Origin of the sequence: Corynebacterium lehmanniae, assembly GCF_043161975.1 — a bacterium.
Classification (GTDB): domain Bacteria; phylum Actinomycetota; class Actinomycetes; order Mycobacteriales; family Mycobacteriaceae; genus Corynebacterium; species Corynebacterium lehmanniae.
Window position 1 is genome coordinate 1359100 of sequence record NZ_CP170998.1, and the last position, 26703, is coordinate 1385802.

Genomic DNA, 26703 nt, shown 5'->3' on the forward strand with positions numbered 1-26703 from the left:
GTTGTGAACGACGTACCGTAGGAGGTTTTGTTCATGACCGATTCACAGTTGCCTCAGTTGGTGCCGTCGTCGTTGACGTCGCCACCGTCCGTTGATGCCCCGGTGGTTGCCCGAAAGGTCAAGCCTAAGACGTCGCGCGAGGGGGTCGAGGAGATCTTGTCGCTGCCGCCGCGTGTGCTGGCGGCGGGGGAAGTACTCGATGATGAGACGTTGACATCGCTTGACGCTGTGGCGTTCGTGTTCTCCCCGTACCGCGTGACCGGTTCTGGCAGTTGGTTTCATCCAGCACAGCAGCGGCAGATGATCACGATTTACAACCTGTTGCCCAATGGCACGAAAGGCCCGTGGTGCGCCCGGCAGGGAATTCAATATCTCAACATCAAGCGTTGGGCCCGCGCACTGCAGAAATCGAAAACCGTGGACGACGGCCTTGACGGCGTCGAGCGCGCCAAACACATGGCTGATGCTGCCTACCTGGGCAGACCTAGTGCGGAGTACATCCGTGAGGTTGTCGTCGAGTACGGGTTAGTACCGCATGGCCAGAAAGAAGCCTGGTTAGTGGCGCATGGACTTGCCCATCACACCGTGCGACGCTGGACCGCAATGGTGGCTGACGGTGATCTGCCAACACGCACAAGACCAAGGAGGGTTGGAACGTTGACGATGGATGAATGCGCCGAAATTCAGCAGCTGCGCAAGGAAATTTCTGCGCTGACGCAGGACAAACGCAAGCTCGAACTCGATGCCAAACGCCGTGAAGAAGCAATGCAGCGTGCCTTAGATAAGGCGACGGAAAGGGCAGAGCGGGCTGAGCTGGCCACTGATGTGTTGGGAAAAGCTTTAGCGACCATGCCAGGAGCACCTGGCGTGGACTCAAACGCGGAGGAAAAGTCCTCACCGACGCCCAACAACGCCTCTACGAGCAAGGCCGGCAAGCGGAAGAAACGCTGATCAACCAGCTCGTTTCCGTCGGATACTCCAAAACGAAGGCGATGGGCATCATCGGTGCCTCACGCAGCCGGGTCTTCTACGAAACCAATCCGCGCCCACGCACCGACAACCCGATCCCGCATCACCAACGCCGGATCAACCGGCTGTCTGATGCCACAGTCACAGACATAGTGGAGCTGCTGGACGACAATCCGCATTGCGGGGTGGACCAGGTGTTTTACGCCGCGTTGAACAACGGGATCTACCTGGCGAGCCTGCGCAGCTTCTACCGGGTGGCCAAAGCCCACGGCAAACTGCTGCACCAACGCCACAACACCAAAGCCAGACAAGCCAAACGCCGCCACGACGCCACACCGCCGCATGTGCACGCCACCGCCCCCGGGCAGGTGCTGTGCTGGGACATCACGTTTTTGCCTGGCCAGTACTACGGACAAACCTTCGCGTTGCACATGGTGATCGATCTGTACTCGCGCGCCATCGTCGGGTTCGTCGTCGCAGAACGAGAAAACAGCCAGCTTGCAGCAGCGATGTTCGCCGACATCTTCACCCGTTTTCCAAATGTGCACACTGTCCACTCCGACAACGGCGCTGCCATGACCAGCAAACGACTCGGCAAACTGTTTGCCGAACATGGTGTGGCCCGCTCATTGAACCGGCCGCACACCAGCAACGACAACCCGCACACCGAGTCGGTGTTCCACACCCTAAAGACCAGGACCTACTACCCGAAAACCTTCACCACGCTGGGCGAAGCAAACACCTGGGTCAGCGCCTGGGTGCCGGTCTACAACGCCACCCCACACAGCGGGATCAACTACTACCCACCACAAGCAGTCCTCGACGGCACCTGGACCGAACTGCAACGCAAACGAGAGGAAGGGATGCGAAACGCACTCAGCGAAGGCATCATCACACAACTACCGGACACCAAAGCTGGCACAGGCCTCCCGGCAGAAGTCAGCATCATCCGCACCACCACCCAAACCGCCCCAACCCCACAACCCATCACGATCTAACACCTAAACCCGTTCACAACCACTTGACACAAAGCGAATCTGTCAGGCGACGCGCTCCGCCCCAGGTCAGCTCGAAGCGCCTGCGGAATATGTCAGAGCCATCGCTTTCGACTGCTACCCCAGCTCCACACCTGCCCTAGTACGGACGGGCATCTAAGAGCTGCCACGCCCGACGCACGGCACCGCCGCGGTCGGCCACCCACGTCCACACGAGCGCAACCAAGCTCAGCAGCGGAACAAGTACGGACGCCGCCTCGAACTGGCCCATCCCCAGCACGAAGTCGCGCACGGCGAAGCCGACGGTGAAGGTGAACATCGTGCCCACGATGAGCAGCACCCCCGGGATCTGCTGCGGCCGCCAGGCGGTAAAGCCCAACGCGAGCGCCACTCCGAAGCGCACGGACGCCGCGGACGCCACCACCGGCTCCTCCCCGCCGGACAGGATCAGGCGCACGGCCCACAGCACCCACACCACGGCCATCGCGCCGAGCATCAGGCGCCCCACGGCCATGCCGATCTCACGGCGGCGGGCGAAGCGGCGCCACTCGTTGTCCACGCCTGCCAGAATCGCGGCGGACAGGTCCTGCGGCGGGGCCATCGCGTCGTCCGAGTCAACACCGAGCGACTCCGACAGCGCCAGCGAACGGTCCAAAAACGCGCGGCACACCGCGCAGCCGGACACGTGGGCGTCGACGATGGCGTCGTCGAGTTCAGCCTTCTCGCCGTCGATGCGCGCAGACAGCGCCGCTTGAACCTCCTCGTGGCTAACCACGCGTGAGCACCCCGTCCAGGCTTACGCGGCCGGTGCCGAAGACGGTGATGATAAACAGCGCGGCGGCGAGCACGAGCGTGTACTCCACTCCCCCGGCCTCGATGAAAAAGCCGTTGTCCAGGTGCACGAAGTACCCGGCGGCTAAAACGAGGAGGGCGAGGAGCGACGCGGTGATCGTCGTCAAGAGCCCCACTGCTAAAAACGCGCCGCCGATGAGCTCGACGGTGCCGGTGAGGTAGGCGGAAAGCTGCGGCTGCGGCACCCCGAGGGCGGCGAACTGGCGGCCAGTTTCGGCCATGCCCATCTCAAACCAGTGGTTGTAGCCGTGCGCCACAAACACCGCGCCCAGCACGAGCCGGAGCACAAGCAGCGCGAAGTCGCGGACGGCGGGCCTATTCATGCCGATTAGCGTACCCGTGGAACCGAACGGGGTAGAACTGAGTCCAATACATATGACTGATCTTCACACCACACCAGAAACCAATCCCGAATCCGGCTGGCCCGTCATCGGCGACGACGGGCTGGCGCGTCCGCCGTGGGCCGCCACCGACCCACTGCTGCGCGACTACTACGACACCGAATGGGGCATGCCCGTCACCGACGAGCAGGGCATGTTTGAACGCGTCTGCCTCGAGGGCTTCCAGGTGGGGCTGTCGTGGCGGCTGATCCTGCAGAAGCGCGAGGCCCTGCGCGCGGCCTTCCACGGCTTCGACCCGGACAAAGTCGCGGGTATGAGCATCGAGCATTTGCTTAACGACGCTTCCTTGATCCGCAACCGGCGCAAACTCGAAGCAGCAGTGAAAAACGCCGAGGCGACGCTGGCGCTGCGGGAGGAGGGCACGCACCTCGGCGAGTTCGTGTGGTCCTACCAGCCGGCGAACACGCCGGTGCCGCGCACGATGGCGGAAGTGCCGACGCGCTCGGCGGAGTCCGAGCAGCTGGCGAAAGACCTGAAGAAGCGCGGCTTCACCTTTGTGGGGCCGGTGACGATGTACGCGCTGATGGAATCCACCGGCATCATCGACACCAACTTGGTGGGCACGTGGCGCCGCGGGGCGTCCGGGGTATGGGTGTAATCGGCGCCTAGGCGGCGTTTAATCGTCGTCCATGTCCGCGAAGGCGTCCTCGACGGAGTCGTGCTCCTCGCGGGAGGCCTCCCAAACTTCCTTGGCGGCGGAGAGGTTGATGGCGGCGATGATCGCGCCGACAACGATGTCGAACCAGGCGGTCTCCCACACGAACGTGAGCAGGCCAGCGGCGATGATGAGCAGATTGGCCAGCGCGTCGTTGCGCGCAGCCAGCCAGGCGCCGGTGGCGAGCGACGAGCCTTCGCCGCGCAGCTGCATCAGCAGGATCGCGCAGATCACGTTCACCACCAGGGCTCCAACCGCGATGCCGGTCAGGCCCTCCGGCGACGGCGCGACAGGGTTCATGATCTTGGTGATCACGGTGACAACCGCGGCGACCGCCGGGATGAGAATCAGCGCGGCAAGCACGCTGCCGGCGGTGCGGCGGCGCGCGGCCGGCCACGCCACGGCGAAGAACACCAGCAGGTTAATTGCGGTGTCCTCGAGGAAGTCGGCGGAGTCCGCGAACAGGGACGCCGAGCCGATGGCCACCGCACCGGCGAACTCCACGAAGAAGTAGGCCAAGTTCAGCAGCGCCACAATCAGCACCGCGCGACGGATCTTCTGCTCACCCAACGACTCTGCCACTTCAGCTGCTCTTTTCAGCGTCTTATACAACGGGAAGGCAGCTTAGCCGATGCGCAAAACGTAACGGGACCCGGCCGTATTCGACCGGGTCCCGCAATCCTGTGGAGCTAAGGGGAATCGAACCCCTGACCTTCGCATTGCGAACGCGACGCTCTACCAACTGAGCTATAGCCCCTGGGGCACGCTCGTTACGTTACTCCTCCCCCACGCGCCGGTTAAATCGCCAGCGCAGTGGGGTTTTTCACGGTTTTTAGGAGGCGCGGGTGCCGTAGCCGCCGAGGTCTTCGTAGTCGTCGTAGCCGGGGTCGTTTTCCGGCACGTAGCGGGTGGACGGCAGGGTGTCGAAGTCGGGGCTGTCGTCGTCCAGGTCCAGCACGACGGAGCCGGCGCGCAGGCGAGCGTCACGCGGGTGCTCGGTGTGGTTGCTCATCGCCACACCCATGCGTGCGCGGCGCAGCTGGCGCAGGCGGCGGGCGTGCAGCGCGCGCTCCTGCAGCACGACGCGGCGCAGCGCGACCATGAACCATGCGGTCATCCCCACTGCCACGGCGGGCAGCACCCAGGTCCAGCCGCCCGCGACAAACGCGATGACGAAGGTGACCACGCACGCGGCGATCAGCGCCAGCAGGGTGCGCTGGCGACGCTGAAAGCGGGTGGCGGTGTTCTTCTTTTCGCGCTCCGGGTCGAATCCGCCGCGGCCGCGGCGCGCAGCGGCGAAAGCGAGGTCCTCGTCGCCCGCTTCGGCCGCCTCCGCGGTGTCGACCTCGTCGTCCTCGTCGTCAATGTCTTCCGGCGCTTCCTCAACGTCCGCTTTCGGAGCGCTTTGCTTCTCAGCGCCTCCGGTCTCCCCCGCATAGCCAAAGTCCTCGGGTGCGGTGTAGGACTCGTCCAGCTCGTAGCGGTCGGCCTCAGCCTCAGCCTCATCCTCATCGGAGTCGGCATCTGGGTCGGCGTCAGCGTCCTCTGCATCATCCTCCGCGGCGAGGACTTTCACAGAGGTGGAACCGGCGGACTCGCTGGCGACGACCTTGGTGGAGCCGCCCTCGGCGTTGTCCAGCTCAGGCTCGGCCTCAGCTTCGGCCGGCTCAGCCTCGTCATCGACGTGCTCGATCACTTCGCCGTCGATGTGGCCGGCCGCGGCGGCATCGTCTTCGGCGCCGGGGCGGCGGAAGAGGGTGCGCAGGGCGGGAGCGTCGTCGATAAGCACTTGCTCCTCGGCATCCGTCGCCTCCACAACCTCGTAGTCGGTGTCCTCGCTGTGGCGGTGGATGTCGGCGGCGGTGAGCTTCGGGCGGCGGCGCTCAGCCATCGGCGCGGTGCCGCCCTCGTGCAGCACGCGCGTTTCGTCGTAGCCGTCGCCGGAGCGGCGGATCGGCTTGTTGTTGCCGATCATCAACGGTGCGAGGACGATGATCCACACCACCAGGATCAAGATGATCATTAAGCTCGGGCTGCCCATGGGCGATGCCACCTTTCCGCGTCAGTTGCACCCTTAAAGTCAGGAGTCCACGGTATCGGCACTTGCGCAGGCGAACGGGTCGGCGCGCCGGTGGGCGCAGCTGTTTTTCGCCCTTTAGCGCACCCGGCCGGTCTCGCGCAGGCGCTGCACGGCTGTGGTGGGGAAATCGTCGGCGTTTAAGGCCACGAAGTGGTGGTCGCGCCACTGGCCGTCGATGTGCAGGTTGCGCCGCAGGTAGCCCTCCTCGCGAAAGCCGTTGAGCTTGAGCACCTGCCCGGAGGCGGGGTTGTGTGGCAGGTAGGTGGCGGTCACGCGGTGCAGTCCGACGCGGGAAAACGCGTGGTCCACACCCAACGCGCACGCGGCGGTGGCCACCCCGCGGCCCATGAACGGCGAGTGCACCCAGTAGCCCACCCAGCATTCGGAGACGATGCCGTGCTGGATGTTGCCCAGGGTGACCTGCCCTGCGAAGCCGCCGTCGACCTCGATGACCAGCGGCACCACGGTGCCCTGGTTGGCCAGCCGCTTCAGGTTCAGCCAGGTGTTGCGCCACGCCGCGTGTGAGTGCGCGTCCTCCCAGCTGCCCTCCACCGTGGGTTCGACCGGTTGGAGCCATTGCTTATCGACGTTTCTCGTGCCCGACCAGTCCTTTCCATCGCGGGAAGTGAGGGGTCGGAGGCGGACGGATGTGCCGTCGGGAAGCGTCGCGGTCGGCGTGGACTCTGGCCAGCCCGGGGTGGGCTGGCGGAACATCGCGAACATGGCTGAGCCTAGCTGCGCTGGCGGAGGAACTCGACGTCCACGATGTCGCCGGGGCGCACGTCCACGGCGTCTTCCGGCAGGTGGATCATGGCGTTGGCCTCAGCGAAGCCGGCCAGCAGGTGGGCGGGGCCGGCTTCCAGTGCGGACAGCGGTTCGACCAGGTAGTCGCCGGTGTCCGCGTCGCGCATGAGGCGGGCGCGGATGTAGCCGCGGCGGCCAGGAATGGAGCTGAGCTCGCGCAAGGAGCGGGCCTTGACGGTGCGGCGCGTCACCGCGGTCTTGCCCAGGGAGCTGCGGATGGCGGGGCGGATGAACGTCTCCGCGATCACCAGCGCGCTCACCGGGTTGGACGGCAGGAGAAACGCCGGGACGCGCTCCTCACCCATCAGGCCGAAGCCCTGCACGGAGCCGGGGTGCATGGCCACGCGCGTGGTGTCGACCTGCCCGATCTCGCGCAGGATCTCCTGGATAGGCGCCGCACCGGATCCGCCGACGGCGCCGGTGATGACGACGAACTCGCTCTTGGCGATATGCCCGGCCATGATCTCGCGCATGCGCCGCGGCTCGGCGTTGATGATGCCGGCGCGGTGGACGTCCGCGCCCGCCTCCTTTGCGGCGGCGGACACGACGTAGGAGGCGATGTCGAAGACCTGGCCCAGACCCGGGCTGCGGTCCAGGTCCACCAGTTCCAGGCCGTAGCTCATCACTGTCACGCGCGGGCGCGGGTAGACCAGGAGCTTGTCGCGGCCCGCGGCGGCGGCGAGGCCGATCTGGGCGGGGCCGAGCACTGCCCCCTGGCGCACGGCGATGTCGCCGGGCTGGATGTCGTCGCCGGGCCGGCGCACGAAATCACCGGTTCGCACGGGGCGCTGCGGGGTGACTCGCTTGCGGCCGCGGTCCGTCCACTCCAGCGGCAGCACCGCGTCCGCGAGCGTGGGCAGCGGGGCACCGGTGGCGACGCGCACCGCTTGGCGCGGCTGCAGGCGCAGCGGCTTCTGGGAGCCGGCGGGCACCTCGCCCACCACGGGAAGGGCGCGCTCGCGATTCGGCTGCTGGGCGGCGGGGGCTTCCTCGCCGTTACCGTCCCGGTCGTTTTCGTTGTGGTCGTTTTCGTTGTGGTCGCGGCGCTCGGGCCTGCGCAGGCCGGCGGTGCCGCCCACGTCTACCGCGCGCACGGCGAAACCGTCCACCGCGGCCTGGGGGAACCCGGGGACTTGCTTGGTTGAGGTGACCTCTTCGGCGCACATCAGGCCGAGCGCGTCCGTCAGCGCCACCCGGATCGGCTCGGGGGCGGTCGCCGCGTCCACTACAGCCGCAAGCTGGTCCTCTACGCTGCGCATGGCCCGTGCCCCTTTCGTCTACGCGTTGTCCTGCACCTTTGCGGCAACCTCGGGGTGTTCCGCCTCGAAGTCGGCGATGATCTTCTTCACCGCGGTGTACAGCGCCGGGCCGTACTTCTCGTCCCGCAGACCGAAGTCAACATTCGCCGGGATATACCCGCCCGGGTTACCAAGGTCATGCCGCTTACCCTCATGCACCACCACATGCACCGGGTGGCCCTCAGAGATCATCAACTCAATCGCATCCGTGAGCTGCAGCTCGCCGCCCTTACCCGGTTTGATGCGGCGCAGGGCGTCAAAAATCCCGCGGTCCAGCAAGTAGCGGCCGGTAGCCACAAGCGTCGACGGCGCATCCTCCACAGCAGGCTTTTCCACCATGCCGCGCACCTTCAACACCTCAACACCGTCGATCTCGGCCTGGGCATCCTCGACATCGAACACGCCGTAGTTGAACACTTCCTCGCGCGAGACGTTAAACGCGCACAACACCGAGCCCCCGAGTTCATTGCGCACCGCGACCATCTTCTCCATCACGCCCGCCGGCAACACCAAATCATCCGGCAGCATCACAGCAACCGCATCCTCGTCGTCATCCAACGCCTCTTCCGCGCAACCAACCGCATGGCCAAGCCCGAGCGGCTCGTCCTGGGTGACCGCCACAGCCTCAATCAGCCCGTTGGCGCGCGCGACCTTGTCCGCCTGGGTCTGCTTGCCGCGGGCGACCATGAGCTCCTGCAAGTCCGAAAACTCGCCGAAGTGCCGCATGATCTCTTCCTTATTTGGCGCGACCACCACAGCCAGACGCTGCGCCCCCGCCGCAGCGGCCTCCTCAGCAATCAGCTCAATGCCCGGGGTATCCACCACAGGCAAAAGCTCCTTCGGCACCGTCTTCGTCGCCGGCAAAAAACGCGTCCCCATCCCCGCCGCCGGCACCACAACAGTCTTCACCGAAGCGCGCGCAGCATCAACGGGTCGGTCAGTAGAATTCTGCATAAACGCAAAGCCTACAGCCCCCAGCCCTCACAACCGGGCTGCGACCCGGTCGACACGAGGAGTATGCACCCCGAAGTGAACACAACCACACACCCCCAAAAGGACGCGATGCGCGCATCGCACGCAGCCGCCCGGCGCGACCTACGCGGCACCGAGCGAAAGCGCGAGCTCGACCAGGCGATTGTGACGGCAACCTTGGCGTGCGTCGACGACTTCGGCGCGCGCGGCTCCAACATCGCCGCCTACAACCCGCTTAGCTCCGAGCCTGGCCCGGCGGATTTCGCAGCACTGCTCGCGGCGGCGGCACGCACTCTGTTTCTGCCAATCTCTCTGCCAGACGGGGTGCTGGCCTGGGCGCAGCACGGGGCCAAGGATGCGGCGGGCGCGTTGGGCATCACTGAGCCGGCAGGCCCGCGCTTCACCTCCAACGTGTTGCGCTCCTGCGGGCTGGTGGTGGCCCCGGCGTTAGCCGTCGATAGGCAAGGAATGCGCCTTGGCAAGGGTGCCGGCTACTACGACCGGGCGCTTGCCGGCCTGGATGTTCCCGTCGCGGCTGTGGTTTACGGCTGGGAGGTCGTGGATGCGGTGCCCCATGACGCGCACGACCAGGCGGTGGACGCGGTGATCATGCCGGAAGGTTTCTTCCGCGTCTAGGGAACCGGGGCGGGGGTTTCACCGTCTTATCCCTATGGAACTCTCCGCGCACCTGAATACCCTCCGCTCCCCCGGCTACCGCCGCTCCGTGATCATTCGCAGGGTGGTCGCCGTGTTCCTCGTGGTCGCCGCTGTGTTGCATGTGCTTATCGACGCCTCACGGTCCGACCCGCCCGCCCTGACCTTCGCCCGCGATGTCGCCCCCGGCACCGTGCTCACCTCGGACGATGTGGAACTGCGCCGCCTGCCAGCGGAGTCGGTGCCCGACAACGCGCTGGATGACGCGGCACTGGCCGAGGGGCAACTGCTCGCGGCGGCCGCCTCCCGCGGCGAGGTGGTCACGGCCACGCGCCTGGTCGGGCCGGATCTGGCGGGGCTGCTCACCCAGGACAAACCGGACGGCGAGGAGTTCTCAATGGTGCCGGTCCCCCTTGCGGAACCGGACATTGTGCCCATGCTCCACCACGGGACGGAAGTCGACGTTGTGGGCCAAGGGCCCCGAGTGGTGGCTGAAAATGGGATTGTCGTCACATCTGGGGAAGGCGACGCAGTGTTGGTGCTGCTCAGGCAGGGTGAGGCAGCTGCCGTTGCGGCTGCGTCCCTGTCTGAGCCGCTGACTCTCGTGTTGAGCAACCGTCAACGTCAGTTTAATATCCCCAACCATGCTTCAAGGATTTAAAGATTTCATCATGCGCGGCAACGTCATCGAGCTTGCCGTCGGCGTTGTCATTGGTGCGGCATTCACCGCAGTTGTCACCGCGTTCTCTGACGCGATCATCAACCCGCTCCTCGCTGCCCTGGGTGGCGTGGACTACTCCGGCCTGGGCTTCTTCGTCCGCGAGGGCAACGAGGCGACCTTCGTCGACTTCGGCGCTGTCCTGACCGCCATCATCAACTTCCTGCTCATCGCGGCAGTGATCTACTTCCTGCTCGTTGCTCCGATGAACAAGCTCGACGAGGCGCAGAAGCGCCGCAAGGGCATCGACCCGGACGAGCCGGAGCCGACCGACACCGAGCTGCTCACGGAGATCCGCGACCTGCTCGCAGGCCAGAACCCGAACAATGTGCAGAAGCCGCTGAACTAGTTCGTCCTTGAGCGGGGCTGGCTGAAAGCTACTCCCCGTAGTGCGGCGGCCGCTCCGCCTCATAAAAATCGCGGCCCGTCAAACCCGGCTCTTCGTCGCCGAGCAGCACCTCGCGCTCAGCGTCCAGGGCCGGGTTTTCGTTTGCCTGCGTATTCGGCGCGGCGTCCGCGGAGCGGTCGTAGTCCACGTCCGCCTTGCGTACGGCGCGCCTGCGCTTGCGCTCCATGAAACCCTCTGCCCTGGCCTAGACCGAGTGCTGGTTCAGCTCGTCGATGAGGTGGCGCACGAGCGGAGCGGCCGTCGATACGCCATCGCGGATCGCCTGGCGCGACGACGCGAGGTTCACCACGACAGTGGAGCCAGACACGCCGCAGATGCCGCGCGAGGTGCACGCGTCCACGGCACCGCACGCCTGGCCGGACGCGCGGAGGGCCTGGCTGACACCCGGCACCACCTTGTCTATGACCGCGCGCGTCGCCTCCGGCGTCTTGTCGCGCGGGCCCACGCCGGTGCCGCCGAGGGTGAGCACGAGGTCCACGCCGCCGACAACGCCCGTCTCAATGGCCTTGCGGATCTCGGACTTCTTCGACTTCACGCGCACCACGCCGTCGACCTGGTAGCCAACCTCGCGGAGCAGCTCCACCACCATCTCGTCGGTGTTGTCGCCCGGCGCGTCGTAGCGGCGGTCGCCCACCAGCACGACGATCGCGCACGGCGACGTCGGAGAGTCGCTCTCCAGCTCGGAGGCGCGCAGCGTCGCATCGTCCGGCTCGGTGATGTCGAGCGCGTCAAACAGTTCCGGCATCGTGGTCAGACTCCCTTGGCACAAAACGGGGCGGATTGGACAGATAAGAAGTTACTCGGAACTCAAGGTCACCTCTACCGGAACCGACTCAGACTCCCCCTCCCGCTGCACCTGCAGCGTCACCGTCTCTCCAAATGCTTTGGAGCGCGTCGCGGCGATGAGGGCGTCAGCAGAGTCGATGGGCCGGTCGTTCAGGCGCGTGATCACGTCGCCAGGCTTCAGCCCAGCCGTTTCGCCGGGACTGCCGGGTTCCACCCCCGCCACCACGGCACCGCCACCGAAGCCCTGCATCACGCTCACGCGCACGCCGAGCATCGGCTGCGTGGCCTCGCCCTTTTCAATGAGCTGGTCAGCGACGCGCTTGGCAAAATTCGACGGGATGGCGAAGCCGAGGCCGATGGAGCCGCCCTGGCCGCCTTGGCTCATGCCGCCCGAGGACAGCGAAGCGATAGCGGAGTTCATGCCGATGAGTTTGCCGTTGCGGTCCACCAGGGGGCCGCCGGAGTTGCCGGGGTTGATCGCCGCGTCGGTCTGGATTCCGTCCATGAGCGAGCTTTCGCCGCCGCCCTGGGAAGCGCGCACCGGCCGGTTCAGCGCGGAGACGATGCCGCTTGTCACCGTCGCGGACAGGCCCAGCGGGGAGCCCACCGCGACGACCTCCTGGCCCACGCGCAGCTCGTCGGAGTTGCCGAACTGCATGACTGGCAGGTCGTGCACGTCGTCGATCTTCAGCACGCCGACATCGGTGTTGACGTCGGAGGCGACAAACTGTGCGCTGTGGCGTGAGCCGTCGTTAAGCGTGACCTGCACCTCCGAACCTGGCGTTTCCGCGCCAGCGATGACGTGGTGGTTGGTCAGCACATAGCCATCCGCGGAGATGATGGAGCCGGAGCCTTCCGCACTGCCGCGGGGCGTGTCCACCTCAATGGAGACCACCGCAGGCAGCACCGCGGCCGCCACTTGCTCCACGGAGCCCTCGGGGGCCTCGGCCGGGTCCGCGACGGTCGGGTTGCGCAGCTCGCCTTGCGAATCGCTTTCGGACGACACGCTGCTGGACGGCGAATTCGACGCCGCAGTTTCCGCCGCGTTGTCGGACTGTGACGACCCGGCGAGGTACCCGGCGCCGCCGCCGGCGACCAGCGCAGTTGTCAGCGCGACGGCGAACGCCGCACCGATGCCTTTACCGCGACGCTCCTGCTGCCTCTGGGGCTGCGGTTGCACCTGGTAGACACCGTTGTTTGTCGGGAAACTTGCGGTGTCTCCCGGATAGTTCAGTTCACTCATGAGGGGTTATTATGCACCGCCGTCCTGTGGCAGGTCTTGAGGGCATGCACTGTAATTCGCAATGTTTGCTGGACGATTGCTGTGTACGCTGGCCTGCGGGTCTAGCTGTAGCTCTTGCGCGGGATCACGCGCGCGGTGGTCTCCGCAGGAGCGTCCTGCACATCCGCGCCGTCCACCTCGGGCGGGCGTCCCGGAAACACCACGCGGAAGCGCGCGCCGCCGTCATCGGATTCTTCCGCCACGATGGTCGCGTTGTGGCGGTCGAAGACCTGCTTCACAATGGCCAGGCCCAGGCCGGAGCCCGGCATCGACCGGGACTCGGGCGCGCGGTAGAAGCGCTCGAACACCTTCTCGCGCTGGTCCGCCGGAATGCCGGGGCCGGAATCGTCCACGATGAGTACCGCGTTGCGCTTCGCCGCCTTCAGCGACACACGCACGGTGCCGCCCTGCGGCGACCACTTCGCGGCGTTGTCGATGAGGTTGATCGGTGCGCGCCCCATGGCGAACCGGTCGCCGGTGATGACCCACGGGTCCGCCTCGAATTGGAACGCCAGGTCCGGGCGGCGGCGGCGCACACGGTCGAGCGCTTCCTCCAGCACTTCGTCGAGGCGGAAGTCCTCAGGCTCGGCACCTTGCTGCGCTTCGTCGCGCGCCAGGTTGACCAGGTCGCCGATGAGGATGGACATTTCCTCCATCTGCGCCATCACGTCGCGCTCGAGGTCCTTGCGGTCCTGCTCGGAGATCTGGTCCTGCCGGCCGGAGTTGTACAGCATCATCAACAGCTCGATGTTGGTGCGCATCGAGGTCAGCGGGGTTTTCAGCTCGTGGCCCGCGTCCGCCACAAGCTGCGCCTGGCGCGTCTTGGAGTCCTCCAGCGTGGAGATCATCTTGTTCACGGAGGTGGTGATTTCAGCGAACTCGTCGTTGCCGTCGACGGGGAGCTCGGTGAGCTGGTCGGACTCGTTCGCGGCGTCGATAGCCCTGTGCAGTCTGCGCACGGGGCGGAGGCCGACGGCGGAAATCGCCGTGCCCGCGATCCAGGCGAGCAAACCCCCGGTACCCGCAATCACCAGCGCGGCTGCACCCCAGCTGCCGGAGACAATGCTGAACACGTCCAGCGGCTGCGACATGGCCACGGTGACACCGGAGGTGCTGCGGCGCACCACGACGCGCTCCCCCGCCACGGTGTGCTGGGAGAGCATGTCGCCTGACGACGTCGCCGCGTACGGCCCCGCCACCGGCACTGGGTCGCCGTAGAACACGTTGGAACCAGCGGGCGCGGCCGAGACTTTCGCCCACGGGGTTGCGCGGCGAAACTCGGCGAGGGCCTTTTCAAAGCCCTCCCGGTCGTCCGAATCCAGGTCCTTCAGCTGCAGCGACACGCCGTAGCTGCGGGTGCGCAGGTCGTCGTCCATGACGGTCAGACGAGTCGTTTCTGAAAGCCGGTAGGTAAACAGCGCGGTCAGCAGAATGACCACGGCGACGATGCCGCCGGCGAGTACGGCCAAGCTGTTGCGCAGGGACCGGCCTGTGCCAGCCTGCCCCTGCGGCTCAGCTTCGCCTGTGAAGCGCCGCAAGATCACGGAGCGGTCTCCCGCAGCACGTAGCCGACGCCGCGGACGGTGTGGATCAGGCGCGATTCGCCGCCTGCTTCAGTCTTGCGACGCAGGTAGCCGATGTAGACCTCGAGCGCGTTGCCAGACGTCGGGAAGTCGTAGCCCCACACTTCTTCCAGGATGGTCTGGCGGGCAAGCACATGGCGCGGGTTCTGCAGCAGCAGGTGCAGCAGCGCAAACTCGGTGCGGGTCAGCGAGATGGCGCGGCCTGCACGGGTGACGTCGCGGGTGGAGGTGTCCATGACCAGGTCCTCGAACTGCAGGCGGGTCTGGTCCTTCTCCGCCGCCTTGCGTGCTTCGGAGCGGGTGCGGCGCAGCAGCGACCCCACGCGCGCCAGCAGCTCCTCCAGGGCGAAGGGCTTGGGCAGGTAGTCGTCCGCGCCCGCATCCAGGCCGGCCACGCGGTCGGACACACCGTCGCGAGCCGTGAGCATGAGGATCGGCCCGTCGTACCCGGAGGAGCGCAGGGTACGGCAGACGCCCAGGCCGTCGAGCTTGGGCATCATGAGGTCGAGGATGGTCAGGTCTGGCTGCTCAATGCGGATCTGATCGAGCGCGTCTTCGCCGTCTACGGCGAGCACCACGTCGTATCCGTTGAAGCGGAGCGAGCGTCGGAGCGACTCGCGGACAGCCTGCTCGTCGTCGGCTACGAGAATCTTCATAGGATTATTATGACTTATTTTCTACTCAGAGTTGAATTGAGCTGAAAAAACCGGGTCCCACCTGGGGATCCCGGTTAGTTCAACGGGTCTAATACGACCCTTAAAAGCTTAGAACTGCTCGACGTCGATCAGACCAGCCTGAGCGGCCTTGATCAGGCGGCGCGGGATGCGCACCTCCTGGCCGTCGACCTTGACGGTCTGCAGGTCGGCGTTGTCGGCCTTCCACTGGGAACGACGCATGCGCGTGTTCGCGCGGGACTTCTTGAACTTCGGTGTTGCCATGACGAGTCTCCTTTATCCCCTCTAGTTGGCCTTCTTCTTGCGGCGGGCCATGCCGCCGAAACGCTGGTTGAACTTCTCCACGCGGCCGGCGGTGTCCATGAGACGCTGCGCGCCGGTCCAGAACGGGTGGGACTCGGCGGTGACGTCCACGACCACGAGCGGGTACTCGTTGCCGTCTTCCCACTGTTCAGTGCGTGCGGAGGTCAGGGTGGAGCGCGTCAGGAACTTGTGGCCCGTGTTTGCGTCCTGGAAAATCACCGGGTGGTAATCCGGGTGAATATCCTTCTTCATTAGATTCGTCTCCCTCAGGATTGAACTACGGGTCGGTTCCGCGAAGTCCCGCGGATCGTGCCCGAGTTGGGTGCGAAATGGTCTTTTCATCCGACGGTCGCCGGATAACCCGCAGTATCTTACAGTTCACGTGCGCGTTTACCTAATTGCGCACTTTGCCTATCGACGCCCCTCCGGTCCCCCTCCCCATGCCACACCAACGATTCCTTTTGCCCGCCGCCGCGGTTGCGGCGTTTGCGGGCCTCACTGTCGCCAGCCCAGCCGACGCTGTCGCACTCGCTGCACGCCTGATACCTGTACTCACCTTTGCCGCTGGGATGTCTGCCGTGGTGAACCTGGCCGCGCGCGTCCGCATGTTCGAGTGGCTCGTGTCAGCACTCGAACGCGGCACAAGCAGCCGCGAGGCGGTGTTCGCTGGATTTTTGGCATTGACAATAGTGTCGACGGTGTTCTTCTCCCTCGACACCACGGCCATCATGCTCACCCCGCTCGCCGTGCAGCTGGCGTCCCGCTTCCGGCTTCCGCAGCCCGCGGTGGCGTTGTCGGTGGTCTGGATCGCCAACCTCGCGTCAATGCCGCTGCCGGTGTCGAACCTGACCAACCTACTAGCACTCGGCGGCGGGGCCTTCAGCACCAACCACGACTACATCCGCGCGGCCGCCGCGCCCGCCGCCGCGGCGATCGCGGTTGCCGTCGCCGCCGCGTACAGCGCCCGCCTTATTTACCGTGCCGCCACCCCCGCGCCCAACCATGCGCCGACGGCGGTTGCGCGACCGACGCCGGCGCTGATTGTCCTCGGCGCAACCGTCGCCGCGCTGCTGAGCCCGGTTCCCTATTGGCTCACCGGCAGCCTCGCCGCTGTTGCGATGTGGTTCGCGGTGGGCACGAACGGCCGCAAGGCAGGTGCCGCTTCGCTGATCCCGTGGCACGCGCTGCTCCTCGCGGCCGCACTCTCAGCCGCAGCGGCGCTGGCCCTCCACGTCGATGCCGTTGCCGCTGCGGTGGGCCTTCTCGACGGCGCGCACCCCGGCGCCATCGCCGCGGCGGGCGCTCTTCTCGCCAACGGCATCAACAACCTGCCCGCATTCCTCGCGCTCGAGCCCGCGGCCGGCGGCCAAGACGGCGTGATGGCCCTACTTATCGGCGTCAATGCCGGCCCGCTGGTGACACCTTGGGCGTCGCTAGCCACCTTGCTCTGGGCGGACCAGCTGAAGCGGGCAGGGGCCGCGGTGCCCTGGCGCCACTTCATCCTGTGGGGCCTAGTGCTCGCCCCGGTAGCCGTCACTGCCGCCACCGCTGCATTGCTGGCGGCAGGCTAGAGAAAAGCCAGCCAGACGCGATTATGAGATAGAGGCCTAAGACGGTATGGTTGTCTCTCGCTGTTGTCGAAGTACACGTTTACGCCTGCGTCAACCGATTGCACTTGCGCTGGTCGCGGACCCTCACTCCGCTTCTCACCTGGCGCTTTACCTCACATAGCGATCGTGTCGTGGGCGGCAAGAAGAGTAAGGAAGCTAACCCATGTCGGCACATTGCCAGGTCACGGGACGTAAGCCGTCGTTCGGCAAGACCGTCTCGCACTCGCACCGCCGCCACTCGCGCCGTTGGAACCCCAACGTGCAGAAGCGCCGGTTCTACCTGCCCTCCGAGGGCCGTACCATCACCCTGAACGTCTCCACCAAGGGTCTGAAGATCATCGACCGCGACGGCATCGAGTCCGTCGTCGCCCAGATCCGCGCACGAGGTGAGAAGATCTAATGGCACGTAACGATATCCGCCCGATCATCAAGCTCAAGTCCACTGCGGGCACCGGTTTCACCTATGTGACCCGCAAGAACAAGCGCAACAACCCGGACCGCATCACGCTGAAGAAGTACGACCCGGTTGTTCGCAAGCACGTCGAATTCCGCGAGGAGCGATAATCCATGGCGAAGAAGTCCAAGATCGCTAAGAACGAGCAGCGTAAAGAGATCGTCGCCCGCTACGCGGAGCGTCGTCAGGAGCTCAAGGCCATCATCAAGAACCCGGAGACCTCTGACGAGGACCGTCTTGATGCACAGTTCGAGCTCAACCGTCAGCCGCGCGACGCCTCCCCGGTTCGCGTGCGCAACCGTGACTCGCGTGACGGTCGCCCCCGTGGCTACCTCCGCAAGTTCGGTGTGTCCCGTGTCCGTATGCGCGAGATGGCTCACCGTGGTGAGCTGCCTGGCGTCCGTAAGTCTTCGTGGTAAGGAGGACTCACATTATGAAGCGCAACAATTCGCGTAAGCCGCGCATTGAGCAGTCCCGCCGCCCGAAGAAGAACCCGCTGAAGGCGAAGGGCATCGAGTCGGTCGACTACAAGGATGTTGAGACCCTGCGTCTGTTCATCTCCGACCGCCACAAGATCCGCTCCCGCCGCGTGACGGGTCTGACCCCGCAGCAGCAGCGCCAAGTCGCTACCGCTGTGAAGAACGCGCGCGAGATGGCTCTTCTGCCGTTCACCACCCGCTAATTAGCCGGTTGACGATGACAGCGTAGAGTCTTCGGCTCTTTCAAGCACCCGCACTCCCCTCCCCGGAGGGTCGAGAGCGGGTGCTTTTCGTCTATAGTTATCCCGCGCAACCATAAATAGCGAGCTATGACGAAGGACGGAAGGCATGGCGAAACCGGTCGGACGGCCACGCAAGCAAAGCCCCCGCCGCAGAGGCGACACCGCGCGCGAGGAGATCCTCGACGCCGCCTCCGAGCTGTTCACCCGCAAAGGTTTCGCCACCACCTCCACCCACGACATCGCGGACGCGGTGGGCATGCGCCAGGCCTCGCTGTACTACCACTTCCCCTCCAAGCGCGACATCTTTCTCACGCTCCTGATGGGCACGATCCAGCCAGCGCTGGCGCTCGCGTCGGATCTGGCCAAGACCGACGAGTCGGCGGCGGTGAAGCTTTGGGCTCTCGTGGCCGCCGAGTCGCGCATCCTGTTGTCCTCGAATTGGAACATCGGCAGGCTCTACCAACTGCCTGTGCTTTTGTCCGAGGAGTTCGCGGAGTACCACGAGGCGCGCCAGGAGCTGGAGGGGATCTTCCGCAAGCTGTCGGGGCAGATCGTCGGCGAGGATGACCCGCGCATCGACCTGCCGTTCCACATGACGCTCGCGGCCATCGAGATGCGCGACAACACAGGCACCGCGCCCTACCCGCTTGTCGACGATGCCCTGCCCGCCCCCGCCGTCACCATCGCCGACGCCGTACTGGACGTGCTCCACACGGATCTGCCGGAACGCCGCACCGAGCGCATGCTCCAGCTGGTGGACTTAGTCTCCCGCAAGGACGAGCAGGACTAGGGCTGGCAGGCAGCCGCCGGGAGCTGCGCGAGATCCTTGGCGAGTATTTCCGCGGCAAGGGTGAGCATCTCCTGCCCCGTCTCGTATGTTCCGTCCGCGGGCAGCGCGGTGAGCGCCACCGGCGCCCACGTGCCGTCGCCGCGCGGCACAAGCCCGAACTGCCGAACCTGGTAGGCGCCCGCGGGGTCCGGGCCCCAACCGCCCTTGAACAGCGCCCCTGCTACACCCAGGCCGTACGCCTGCGAGGGGTCGATTTGCCCCATGAACTGCAGCACCGGGTCGGCGCCCTCCACGCAGGCGACGGTGTTCGCCAGAGCGGCCTCGTCGGCCACGCCGAGCTGCGTCTGCCCGAAGGCAGAGAACTCAGGGCGAAGCGGTTCAGTGTTCACGTGCGCAGCCAACCCGGCATCGTCCAGCACCGCATCGACCGCGCCCGGCCCGACGGCATCATAGAGTCGCTGCGCCGCCGCGTTGTCAGACGCGCTCACTGCGGCTCGGGCATCTGCCTCGAGACCGGGGTTTGCGCGCATCGCCGCCACGGCGATCGGCACCTTGATGGTGGACCAGGCCGGGCTCGGGGCGGTGAATCCGGCAGTTTCCGGCCCTCGCTCCCCTATCGTTGCTATGCCCAGCTGGCCGCCGTAGGAGGATTCGACGTGGGCGACGGTGGCGTCGAGAGGCAATTGCTCATCGGGGGCCGGCGGTGGCGCCTCCGTAACGGTTGAGGTGACGACCACGGTTTCTTGGCCGCCGGAACAGGCGGACAAGAACAGTGCGCCGGCTGCGGCGAGTCCGAGACGCCGGCGAGCTACCAAATCTTGACCCGGGCGTTCTTGCCGCCGGTGCAGTACACCGTCTCCCCGCCAGAGCAGGTCATGCGGTAGGTGATGCCGGTGGCCGGGCTGTACGCGTTCACAGTCATATCGGCCGTGCCGGTGCGCTCGTACGCCTGCTGGAACGCCTCAAAGACGTTGGCGGCAAACCCGTCGGTGGTCACGTCCGTAGCCGGGGCGTAGTGCGAGTACGTGCGCTTCGTCGGCTCCTTGCTGGGCTGTTCGGGCGCCTCCGACCTCGGCAGCGTGCGAGTCTCAACCACCGTGCTGGTCACCGGCTCGCTAGAGCGGTTAAACGCACCCGAGCCGCCCATGAACGCCAACACACCGACAACTGCGGCGAGCAGCAGCGCGCCCAAAACGTAGAGCCACGGGCTCGGGCCGCCGCGCTTCTCCGGCTGCTGGTAGCTGGGGGCGTACTCGTCGGGCTGTCCGTACTGCTGCTGCGTCACGGCGCCGAACTGCTGGGTTTGTCCGATATCAGGATCCGTGGAGTACGTCTGGTCCGGATTCCATTGGCTGGAGCCTTGGTTATTCATGGCAACCCCCTAACAACGCGACGTGGGCAGGTCGCCGCGCATGGCGTTGAGCCCGTCCGCGAGCTCGTTCAGCATGGCGAAGCTGCCCTCGTGGCCCTTCGGGCTGTGGGCGGTGATTGCCACGGCGATGTCACCGTTCGGGCCCGGGATCAAGCCGAACTGACGGGCCAGGTGGCCGCCCTCGTAGTGGTTCCAGCCGCCCTTGAAGCGGGCGCCGCCGATGCGGCCCAGGCCCCAGTGCTGGTAATCCACGATGCGGCCCATCATGTCCAGCACCGGCTCGTGCCCCGCAACGCAGCGCAGGCCCGAGGCGAACTGGGCTTGGTCGCTGGTGGTCCACATCGTGCCCATCTGGTAGCCCGCCGGGGTGGTCGTACGGGCGCCAGCTTCGCGGATCACGCCCTCGTAACTCGCGGCCGGGACCTGGCCGAACATGTGGTGCGCGGCGGGGTTGTCGGAGCGGGTCACGGCGGCCTCAGCGTCCGGGTAGAACGCCTGGCTCTGGCGCAGCGCGGCGATGGCCAGCGGCACCTTCATCGTGGAAAACGCGGGCTCGGGCCGGTTGTCGCCGGCGGTGAAGCTGCCCACCGCCACGGTGGCGCGGCCGCCGTGGCGTCCCACCACGCCCGCCACAAGGCGGTCCAGCTGCGCCTGGACGTCCACTGCGGGCGCGACGTGCTGCGCCTTGCCGGGCTTCGGGGTGGTCAGCGGCAGCGGCAGGCGGATCGCGTTTTTCACCTGCGGCGGCAGCTGGTTGTAGGCCTGCACGATTGGCTGGCCGATCACGGGAATCTGGTCGATCGCCGTGTAAGTCGGCACCGACGACATGGGGAATGCCAGGCCCGCGGTCAGGGCCAGGGCTGCAACTTTGGAGGGCACGGGAAACGGTCTTTCTAGTGGGCGAAGTGGCGGGTGCCGGTCAGGTACATGGTCACGCCGGCGGCCTCAGCGGCGGCGATGACTTCCTCGTCGCGGATGGATCCGCCGGGCTGCACCACGGCCTTCACGCCGGAATCAGCCAGCAGCTGGAACCCGTCCGCGAACGGGAAGAACGCGTCGGAGGCAGCCACGGCGCCATTGGTGCGGTTACGCCCCTCGTCGAGGGTGTTGGCGCGGTCCACCGCGAGCTTTGCGGAGTCCACACGGTTGACCTGGCCCATGCCAATGCCTACCGACGCCCCTTCGGCCGCGATCAGAATTGCATTCGACTTCACGCAGCGCACTGCGCGCCAGGCGAATTCGAGGTCGGCAAGAGTCTGCTCGTCGGCCGCCTCGCCCGCAGCCAGGGTCCAGTTGGCGGCGGTGTCGCCCTCGGCCTGGAAGCGGTCGCGCTCCTGCACGAGCCAGCCGCCGGCGATCTGCTTGCGCTCCTCGTCCTGCTGCTTCGGCTCAACCTCGAGGATGCGCAGGTTCTTCTTCGTCTGCAGCAGCTCGAGCGCGTCCGCGGCGTAGGACGGTGCGACGACAACCTCGGTGAAGATCGGCTTGATCTGCTCCGCCAGCTCCAGGGTGACCTCGCGGTTGCAAGCGATCACGCCGCCGTAGGCGGAAACGGGGTCGCAGGCATGCGCCTTCTTGTGCGCGTCCGCGATCGAGGTGTCGGACACGGCCACGCCGCAAGGGTTGGCGTGCTTGATGATCGCCACACACGGGCGCTCGTGGTCCCAGGCGGCGCGCCATGCGGCGTCGGCGTCCTGGTAGTTGTTGTAGCTCATCTCCTTGCCGCCGTGCTGGGTGGCGGCTGCCAGGCCCCAGCCCTCGTTTTCCAGGCGGGCGGCCTGATGCGGGTTCTCGCCGTAGCGCAGGGTGGTGGTGTCTTCGCCGGCGCCGGAGGCGTCCGCGCCGAGCTGGTTGGACAGCCAGGAGGAGACCGCGGCGTCGTAAAGCGCAGTGTGCGTAAATGCCTCGAGCGCAAGCTGCTTGCGCTGCTCGAGGTCGAAGCCGCCGCCCTTGACGGCCTCGACGACTTCGCCGTAACGGGCAGGCGAGGTGACCACGGCGACCGACGGGTGGTTCTTCGCCGCGGCGCGGACCATGGACGGCCCGCCGATATCGATCTGCTCGACGCACTCGTCGAAGCTTGCGCCGGACGCGACGGTCTCCTCAAACGGGTAGAGGTTGACCACGACAAGGTCGAACGGCTCGATGCCCAGCTCCTGCAGCTGGTCCACGTGGCTGTCCTTGCGCAGGTCCGCGAGGATGCCGGAGTGCACGCGCGGGTGCAGCGTCTTCACGCGGCCGTCGAGCACCTCCGGGAAGCCGGTCACGTCCGCGACCTCGGTGACGGAAACGCCCGCGTCGGCGATGCGCTGGGCGGTGGAGCCGGTGGAGACGATCTCCACACCCGCCTGCCCCAGGGCGCGGGCCAGCTCCTCCAGCCCGGTCTTGTCGTAGACGCTGATCAGCGCGCGCTTGATTTCCCGCTTAGACATTGAATACAGCCTTTCCGTTGGCAATTTCGAGGTTGTGCAGCAGGTGAACGAGCTGTTCGCGCTCCACCTTCTTAATGCGTTCGTGGAGCTCCGACTCCGTGTCCCCCGGCTGCACCTCCACGGCGCGCTGGGCGATGATCTCGCCGCTGTCCAGGCCTGCGTCCACGTAGTGCACCGTGCAGCCGGTGACCTTCACGCCGTGCTCCAGCGCGTCGCGCACCGCGTGCGCGCCCGGGAACGAAGGCAACAGCGACGGGTGGGCGTTGATTGTGCGCCCCTCAAATTCCTGCACGAACGCCGGACCGAGCAGACGCATGAATCCCGCAGAAACCACCAAGTCCGGCTCGACGGAGGCCACAGCGGCCACCATCTTGTCGTTCCAGGCGTTGCGGTTTGTCTCCATCGGCACCACGGCGGTGCGGATGCCGGCGTTCTTCGCGCGTTGCAGAGCCGGACAAATTTGATCCGCCACCACGAGGTCGACGCGGTAGCGGTTCTCCTGGTTATCGATGATCGCTTTCAGCAGGGTGCCGGTGCCCGACGCGAGCACGGCCACCGATTTCGCAGAGTCACTCACAAGCCCAAGTCTAACTACCGCTGCGCGCGGATGCGCGTTGCCTCACCAGCGCCACGCCGCGCACAAGCGCGCCCGTCAGCGCGACCCAAATAAACAGGGACAATGCGAGCGCGAACGGATCCGCGCCGACAAGCCCGTAAGCCCCGGCACCCCCGGACGAGAAGATGCCCAGCAGCGCTCCCATCAGGGCGGCCCACGTGGCGGCCGCAGCGACGCTTTCGAGGCTCAAAGGCTTGACGACGAACGCGTGCGCAAGCACCGCCGCCGGCACAATCAGCAGCACCGGTGCCCACTGCGGCATTTCCGCCGGGATCGCCGCGAACAGCGGCAGCGGCGGGTAGGCCACGTTGGAGGTGGCGAACAGGCTCACGCCCGCGCCGGCGGCCTCGAAGCTGCCGCCGAGCAGCACCGCGAGCTGCGCGACCGCCGCGTTGGGCAGGTACAGCAGACTCAAGACCACCAGGGCTAGTGCCCCGCCGACCCCGAGCTGCGGGAACTGGGAGACCAGCTCGCTAACGCGGCCGTAGCCGAACGCGAGGGCGACGAGGAAGACCACCGTGGCCGCGGTAAGCAGGCGGAGAATGAGGTTCGCCGCGTGCGCCCCCGCGTCCACCGCCTCCGCCGGGACGCCGCTGCGCTTGGCCAGCGCGTGCCACACCACGCGCCGCACGCCGATGATGAAGCCCACCAGGTGCACGATCAGCGGGTAGACGAACGCCGCGACGACGGGCGGCATCCCCACCGGGTATACGTGCGAGGCGTCGAACACCATGAACAGCGCGATGGCGCTGATTAGCAGCGGCAGGCCGAGCGCGAGCCCGAGCAGCGTCAGCAGATCCAGCACGCTGACGCGGCCCGCGGTGGCTTTGCGCACCTGCACCGCCACCACGGCGGCCACCCCTACCGCGGGAAGGAGAGGCATTGCGGTGAGCGAGACGCCGTCGATAAGCAAAGGCACGCCGTGGAGAGCGAACCATGCCTCGCCGACAGCGCCGGGGAAATACGTGAGGCTCCAACCTGCAATGAGAATGACCGCGAAGCACAACGCGACGATGCCGAGCACCAGCGCCAGGTTCGGCACGAGCGCGTACGGCAGGTAGTGGCGCACACGTTCTTTCGCCGTGGCGGGCATTTTGCCGCTGTCCGCGGGGCGTTTGACGCCCGTGATCTTCCGCTTGGCTGCGCCTTTGCGACGCTGACGGCGCGCATCCGACTGGCGCGGCCTCTGATTGGGTGTGGTGCTCATCGCGTCCTACTCTGCCACCCCGGCGACAACCCCCACCACAGTGACACCCGCCCGGCCCGCTGCCTGGCGGCGTCACCTGGCGAAATGCGGCGGTTCATCGCCGCTACGCAACGGCGTGGCGCACATCTCTAACGCGGCGGGGGTGTAACGTTCGCCCGAATAAGCACGATTTAAGAAATATTTCAGCTTCTGTCTTGCTCCGACGAGACCGATTCGTTACAGTAACCTCTCGTAGATAACAGGAAGGTCACGATTCCGCTGTGAACAGCGGAGGAGATGGCCAACGGAAGATCTCAAAGAGGGCTCATGTTCAACTCCAAGAAGCAGGGCGGCAAGCACCGCAAGCAGTCCCCCAACAAGGGGCGCGTTGCCGTCGTCGCAGCAGCCACTGGCGCTGTGTCCACCGCTGGTTTCTCCGGCCTGGTCGCCGGTGCCCTCACCAGCAACCAGGATGCCGAGCAGGGACAGAACATCAAGCTCGCCGCAGACGCCGACGAGCTCCAGAGCGCCGATCCGGGCGTGGACGAGGCTCCCGCCGAGGAGACCCCGCAGATCCTCTCCATCGCCGAGTACAAGCCGGTGGAGAACCTCACCGAGCAGCTGGACAAGGCTATCCAGCACTCCGACGAGGTTGCCCGCCTGGACGAAGCCGCCCGCGCGCCGCTGTTTACTAAGCCGGCCGAGGGTGCCTTCACCTCGGGCTTTGGTATGCGCTGGGGCTCGATGCACAACGGCGTCGACATCGCCAACACCCCGGGCACCCCGATCCGCGCAGTTGCCGCTGGCACCGTGATCGACTCCGGCCCGGCGCAGGGCTTCGGCAACTGGATCCGCATCCGCCACGAGGACGGCTCCATCTCCGTTTACGGCCACATGCAGTCCCTCTACGTCGCCGTCGGCGAGGTTGTGCAGCCCGGTCAGCTCATCGCCGGCATGGGCAGCGAGGGCTTCTCCACCGGCTCCCACCTCCACTTTGAGATCTGGCCTGACGGCGCCAGCCCGTCGGACCCTGCCCCCTGGCTGGCAGCCCGAGGCATCAGCCTCTAAACCTTTCAGCCCTTTCCCAACGGGGCCTTTCGCGCTAATCGACGTGCGGAAGGCCCCGTTTCCGCGTTGCCCCTGCGCGAAACCTCTTTGACGGGGGTAAATCCCCTACCCCCGCCTCCTAATACCATGGGTAACAATTTTCACATCAGCAACACGCCGGGTGAGCTGGACGGACGCAAAAGATGCCCCCGAAAATCGAACAAACGTGCACGTCACAGCATTGCCAGAGGCCATTTCGCCGGTTAGATTCTCTGCCTGTGTGCGTGGCCGAGACCGCGCCTAGCCCTCTACAGAGTTAGAAAAGGTATCCCCCAAACATGAAACGACGTCTCACTTCGAGCATCGCAGCCGTCTCGGCCGCAGCGGCAATGGCGCTCACCCTTACGCCCGCGCCTGCTACCGCCCTGACCGTCACTGTGGGTGGCGCAACCGTCTCCGACGCGGGCCAGGCCCTGGGCGCAGTAGCGAAGGCCGCTGGCGCCATCAAGGAAAGCGGTGCAACGATTACCGCAGGCGACTACAAGATCGTCTACGACCCGCGCGCACTCGAGGCTCCGCTCGCCGCCGCGTTCGCTCCGGCGAAGGGCAGCGACTGGGTGGCCCCGCAGCGTGGCCGCACCGCCGACGGCCGCGCCGTGATCACCCCGGCTTCCGGCCGCTTCACCTCTGGCTTCGGCCCCCGCTGGGGCACCGTGCACCAAGGCATCGACATCGCCAACGACCTGGGCACCCCGATCTACTCCGTCATGGACGGCACCGTCATCGCCGCGGGCCCGGCACGCGGCTTCGGCAACTGGGTGGTCATCAAACACGACGGTGGCGAGGTGTCCGTCTACGGCCACATGCGCTACTACGACGTCTCCGTGGGCCAGCGCGTGACCGCCGGGCAGAAGATCGCCTCCATCGGCAGCGAGGGCCAGTCCACCGGCCCGCACCTCCACTTCGAGATCAAGCCGGACGGCGTGAACCAGGTGGACCCGGTGCCGTGGTTCGCCGCCCAGGGCATCAAGATCTAGCGG

At 66.3% G+C, this 26703-nt stretch carries 34 protein-coding genes and 1 tRNA gene; 14 read left to right on the forward strand and 21 right to left on the reverse strand.

The annotated features are described in order from the left end of the window. The first annotated feature begins 33 nt into the window (after positions 1-33). Positions 34-951, forward strand: a complete 918-nt coding sequence (locus ACF3NP_RS06480) for a hypothetical protein (RefSeq protein WP_392398486.1) — start codon at positions 34-36, stop codon at positions 949-951. After that, positions 948-1967, forward strand: a complete 1020-nt coding sequence (locus ACF3NP_RS06485; RefSeq protein ID WP_236883627.1) for an IS3 family transposase — start codon at positions 948-950, stop codon at positions 1965-1967. Before ACF3NP_RS06480 ends, ACF3NP_RS06485 begins: the two co-directional genes overlap by 4 nt. A gap of 136 nt (positions 1968-2103) precedes the next feature. Here the strand turns inward: ACF3NP_RS06485 and ACF3NP_RS06490 are convergent, their stop codons facing one another. Next, the gene (locus tag ACF3NP_RS06490) at positions 2104-2739 is read right to left on the reverse strand and encodes a zf-HC2 domain-containing protein (RefSeq protein ID WP_181888027.1); all 636 of its coding nucleotides are present in this window, start codon (positions 2737-2739) and stop codon (positions 2104-2106) included. Continuing rightward, positions 2732-3139: a DoxX family protein gene (locus tag ACF3NP_RS06495; RefSeq protein WP_181888026.1), complete on the reverse strand. Its 408-nt coding sequence runs from the start codon at positions 3137-3139 to the stop codon at positions 2732-2734. The genes ACF3NP_RS06490 and ACF3NP_RS06495 overlap by 8 nt, the downstream gene beginning before the upstream one ends. Before the next feature lie 52 nt (positions 3140-3191). Here ACF3NP_RS06495 and ACF3NP_RS06500 point away from each other — a divergent pair, with 52 nt between their 5' ends. After that, positions 3192-3815: a DNA-3-methyladenine glycosylase I gene (locus tag ACF3NP_RS06500; RefSeq protein WP_181888025.1), complete on the forward strand. Its 624-nt coding sequence runs from the start codon at positions 3192-3194 to the stop codon at positions 3813-3815. Between the two features lie 18 nt (positions 3816-3833). Here ACF3NP_RS06500 and ACF3NP_RS06505 read toward each other — a convergent pair whose 3' ends face one another. The 6 genes from ACF3NP_RS06505 to ACF3NP_RS06530 all read right to left on the reverse strand — a co-directional run bounded on the left by ACF3NP_RS06505 (position 3834) and on the right by ACF3NP_RS06530 (position 9008). Beyond that, positions 3834-4454 carry a cation transporter gene (locus ACF3NP_RS06505; RefSeq protein WP_338026553.1) on the reverse strand — a complete coding sequence of 207 codons (621 nt, stop codon included), beginning with the start codon at positions 4452-4454 and terminating at the stop codon, positions 3834-3836. Positions 4455-4556: 102 nt separating this feature from the next. Beyond that, positions 4557-4629: transfer RNA gene (locus ACF3NP_RS06510), tRNA-Ala, on the reverse strand. A gap of 75 nt (positions 4630-4704) precedes the next feature. Next, entirely contained in the window at positions 4705-5913 is a 1209-nt protein-coding gene (sepX, locus tag ACF3NP_RS06515) for a divisome protein SepX/GlpR (RefSeq protein WP_181888024.1), read from the reverse strand. Between the two features lie 114 nt (positions 5914-6027). Beyond that, complete coding sequence (locus ACF3NP_RS06520; protein WP_370642048.1) at positions 6028-6675, reverse strand: GNAT family N-acetyltransferase; 648 nt, start codon at positions 6673-6675, stop codon at positions 6028-6030. Between the two features lie 8 nt (positions 6676-6683). Further along, complete coding sequence (glp, locus tag ACF3NP_RS06525) at positions 6684-8015, reverse strand: molybdotransferase-like divisome protein Glp (protein ID WP_392398487.1); 1332 nt, start codon at positions 8013-8015, stop codon at positions 6684-6686. A gap of 18 nt (positions 8016-8033) precedes the next feature. Further along, positions 8034-9008 (reverse strand): UTP--glucose-1-phosphate uridylyltransferase, encoded by a 975-nt coding sequence (locus ACF3NP_RS06530; RefSeq protein ID WP_392398488.1) that lies wholly within the window; start codon positions 9006-9008, stop codon positions 8034-8036. 108 nt (positions 9009-9116) lie between these two features. Between ACF3NP_RS06530 and ACF3NP_RS06535 the strand changes: the two genes are divergently transcribed. Genes ACF3NP_RS06535 through mscL form a run of 3 tightly spaced genes read left to right on the forward strand, consistent with a single transcriptional unit; the run spans position 9117 to position 10747 of the window. Next, positions 9117-9662: a 5-formyltetrahydrofolate cyclo-ligase gene (locus ACF3NP_RS06535; RefSeq protein ID WP_392398489.1), complete on the forward strand. Its 546-nt coding sequence runs from the start codon at positions 9117-9119 to the stop codon at positions 9660-9662. A gap of 34 nt (positions 9663-9696) precedes the next feature. Then, positions 9697-10341, forward strand: coding sequence for an SAF domain-containing protein (locus ACF3NP_RS06540; RefSeq protein ID WP_392398490.1), 645 nt, complete (start codon positions 9697-9699; stop codon positions 10339-10341). Then, positions 10325-10747, forward strand: a complete 423-nt coding sequence (mscL, locus tag ACF3NP_RS06545) for a large conductance mechanosensitive channel protein MscL (RefSeq protein ID WP_392398491.1) — start codon at positions 10325-10327, stop codon at positions 10745-10747. Before ACF3NP_RS06540 ends, mscL begins: the two co-directional genes overlap by 17 nt. Positions 10748-10775: 28 nt before the next feature. On the opposite strand, the gene ACF3NP_RS06550 is transcribed toward mscL, so the two are convergent. The 7 genes from ACF3NP_RS06550 to ACF3NP_RS06580 form a co-directional block, all read right to left on the reverse strand. Beyond that, positions 10776-10973, reverse strand: a complete 198-nt coding sequence (locus ACF3NP_RS06550) for a hypothetical protein (RefSeq protein WP_392398492.1) — start codon at positions 10971-10973, stop codon at positions 10776-10778. An 18-nt stretch (positions 10974-10991) separates the two neighbouring features. Next, positions 10992-11552, reverse strand: a complete 561-nt coding sequence (locus tag ACF3NP_RS06555; RefSeq protein ID WP_181888017.1) for a MogA/MoaB family molybdenum cofactor biosynthesis protein — start codon at positions 11550-11552, stop codon at positions 10992-10994. A gap of 51 nt (positions 11553-11603) precedes the next feature. After that, positions 11604-12836 carry a S1C family serine protease gene (locus tag ACF3NP_RS06560; protein ID WP_392398493.1) on the reverse strand — a complete coding sequence of 411 codons (1233 nt, stop codon included), beginning with the start codon at positions 12834-12836 and terminating at the stop codon, positions 11604-11606. A gap of 101 nt (positions 12837-12937) precedes the next feature. After that, complete coding sequence (locus tag ACF3NP_RS06565; RefSeq protein WP_392398494.1) at positions 12938-14419, reverse strand: HAMP domain-containing sensor histidine kinase; 1482 nt, start codon at positions 14417-14419, stop codon at positions 12938-12940. Continuing rightward, on the reverse strand, positions 14416-15114 hold the full coding sequence (locus ACF3NP_RS06570) for a response regulator transcription factor (protein WP_181888014.1): 699 nt from the start codon (positions 15112-15114) through the stop codon (positions 14416-14418). The genes ACF3NP_RS06565 and ACF3NP_RS06570 overlap by 4 nt, the downstream gene beginning before the upstream one ends. Positions 15115-15222: 108 nt before the next feature. Further along, positions 15223-15396, reverse strand: coding sequence for a 50S ribosomal protein L32 (gene rpmF / locus ACF3NP_RS06575; protein WP_181888013.1), 174 nt, complete (start codon positions 15394-15396; stop codon positions 15223-15225). A 21-nt stretch (positions 15397-15417) separates the two neighbouring features. Continuing rightward, positions 15418-15687: a type B 50S ribosomal protein L31 gene (locus ACF3NP_RS06580; protein WP_181888012.1), complete on the reverse strand. Its 270-nt coding sequence runs from the start codon at positions 15685-15687 to the stop codon at positions 15418-15420. 188 nt (positions 15688-15875) lie between these two features. On the opposite strand from ACF3NP_RS06580, the gene ACF3NP_RS06585 reads away from it, so the two are divergent. From ACF3NP_RS06585 to ACF3NP_RS06610, 6 genes are all read left to right on the forward strand, one after another. Further along, positions 15876-17006, forward strand: a complete 1131-nt coding sequence (locus ACF3NP_RS06585; protein ID WP_392398495.1) for an SLC13 family permease — start codon at positions 15876-15878, stop codon at positions 17004-17006. Between the two features lie 202 nt (positions 17007-17208). After that, positions 17209-17445 (forward strand): 50S ribosomal protein L28, encoded by a 237-nt coding sequence (rpmB, locus tag ACF3NP_RS06590; RefSeq protein WP_181888011.1) that lies wholly within the window; start codon positions 17209-17211, stop codon positions 17443-17445. Beyond that, positions 17445-17609, forward strand: coding sequence for a 50S ribosomal protein L33 (gene rpmG, locus ACF3NP_RS06595; RefSeq protein WP_006841072.1), 165 nt, complete (start codon positions 17445-17447; stop codon positions 17607-17609). Before rpmB ends, rpmG begins: the two co-directional genes overlap by 1 nt. A 3-nt stretch (positions 17610-17612) precedes the next feature. After that, positions 17613-17918 (forward strand): 30S ribosomal protein S14, encoded by a 306-nt coding sequence (gene rpsN, locus ACF3NP_RS06600; RefSeq protein WP_239217378.1) that lies wholly within the window; start codon positions 17613-17615, stop codon positions 17916-17918. A gap of 11 nt (positions 17919-17929) precedes the next feature. After that, the gene (gene rpsR, locus ACF3NP_RS06605) at positions 17930-18181 is read left to right on the forward strand and encodes a 30S ribosomal protein S18 (RefSeq protein ID WP_172796731.1); all 252 of its coding nucleotides are present in this window, start codon (positions 17930-17932) and stop codon (positions 18179-18181) included. A gap of 145 nt (positions 18182-18326) precedes the next feature. Next, positions 18327-19010 (forward strand): TetR/AcrR family transcriptional regulator, encoded by a 684-nt coding sequence (locus tag ACF3NP_RS06610; protein WP_392398496.1) that lies wholly within the window; start codon positions 18327-18329, stop codon positions 19008-19010. Here the strand turns inward: ACF3NP_RS06610 and ACF3NP_RS06615 are convergent. The 6 genes from ACF3NP_RS06615 to ACF3NP_RS06640 all read right to left on the reverse strand — a co-directional run bounded on the left by ACF3NP_RS06615 (position 19007) and on the right by ACF3NP_RS06640 (position 24637). Continuing rightward, positions 19007-19747, reverse strand: a complete 741-nt coding sequence (locus ACF3NP_RS06615) for a serine hydrolase (protein ID WP_392398497.1) — start codon at positions 19745-19747, stop codon at positions 19007-19009. The genes ACF3NP_RS06610 and ACF3NP_RS06615 overlap by 4 nt on opposite strands. A gap of 71 nt (positions 19748-19818) precedes the next feature. Beyond that, complete coding sequence (locus ACF3NP_RS06620) at positions 19819-20382, reverse strand: hypothetical protein (RefSeq protein ID WP_392398498.1); 564 nt, start codon at positions 20380-20382, stop codon at positions 19819-19821. 9 nt (positions 20383-20391) lie between these two features. Next, positions 20392-21261, reverse strand: coding sequence for a serine hydrolase (locus ACF3NP_RS06625; protein ID WP_392398499.1), 870 nt, complete (start codon positions 21259-21261; stop codon positions 20392-20394). A 14-nt stretch (positions 21262-21275) separates the two neighbouring features. Then, on the reverse strand, positions 21276-22814 hold the full coding sequence (gene purH / locus ACF3NP_RS06630) for a bifunctional phosphoribosylaminoimidazolecarboxamide formyltransferase/IMP cyclohydrolase (protein WP_392398500.1): 1539 nt from the start codon (positions 22812-22814) through the stop codon (positions 21276-21278). Then, positions 22807-23391: a phosphoribosylglycinamide formyltransferase gene (gene purN / locus ACF3NP_RS06635; RefSeq protein ID WP_392398501.1), complete on the reverse strand. Its 585-nt coding sequence runs from the start codon at positions 23389-23391 to the stop codon at positions 22807-22809. Before purN ends, purH begins: the two co-directional genes overlap by 8 nt. A gap of 10 nt (positions 23392-23401) precedes the next feature. Continuing rightward, entirely contained in the window at positions 23402-24637 is a 1236-nt protein-coding gene (locus tag ACF3NP_RS06640; RefSeq protein ID WP_392398502.1) for a cell division protein PerM, read from the reverse strand. Positions 24638-24943: 306 nt separating this feature from the next. Between ACF3NP_RS06640 and ACF3NP_RS06645 the strand changes: the two genes are divergently transcribed. Then, positions 24944-25684, forward strand: coding sequence for a M23 family metallopeptidase (locus ACF3NP_RS06645; protein ID WP_392398503.1), 741 nt, complete (start codon positions 24944-24946; stop codon positions 25682-25684). Positions 25685-26001: 317 nt separating this feature from the next. After that, the gene (locus ACF3NP_RS06650) at positions 26002-26700 is read left to right on the forward strand and encodes a M23 family metallopeptidase (RefSeq protein ID WP_392398504.1); all 699 of its coding nucleotides are present in this window, start codon (positions 26002-26004) and stop codon (positions 26698-26700) included. Positions 26701-26703: the final 3 nt, after the last annotated feature.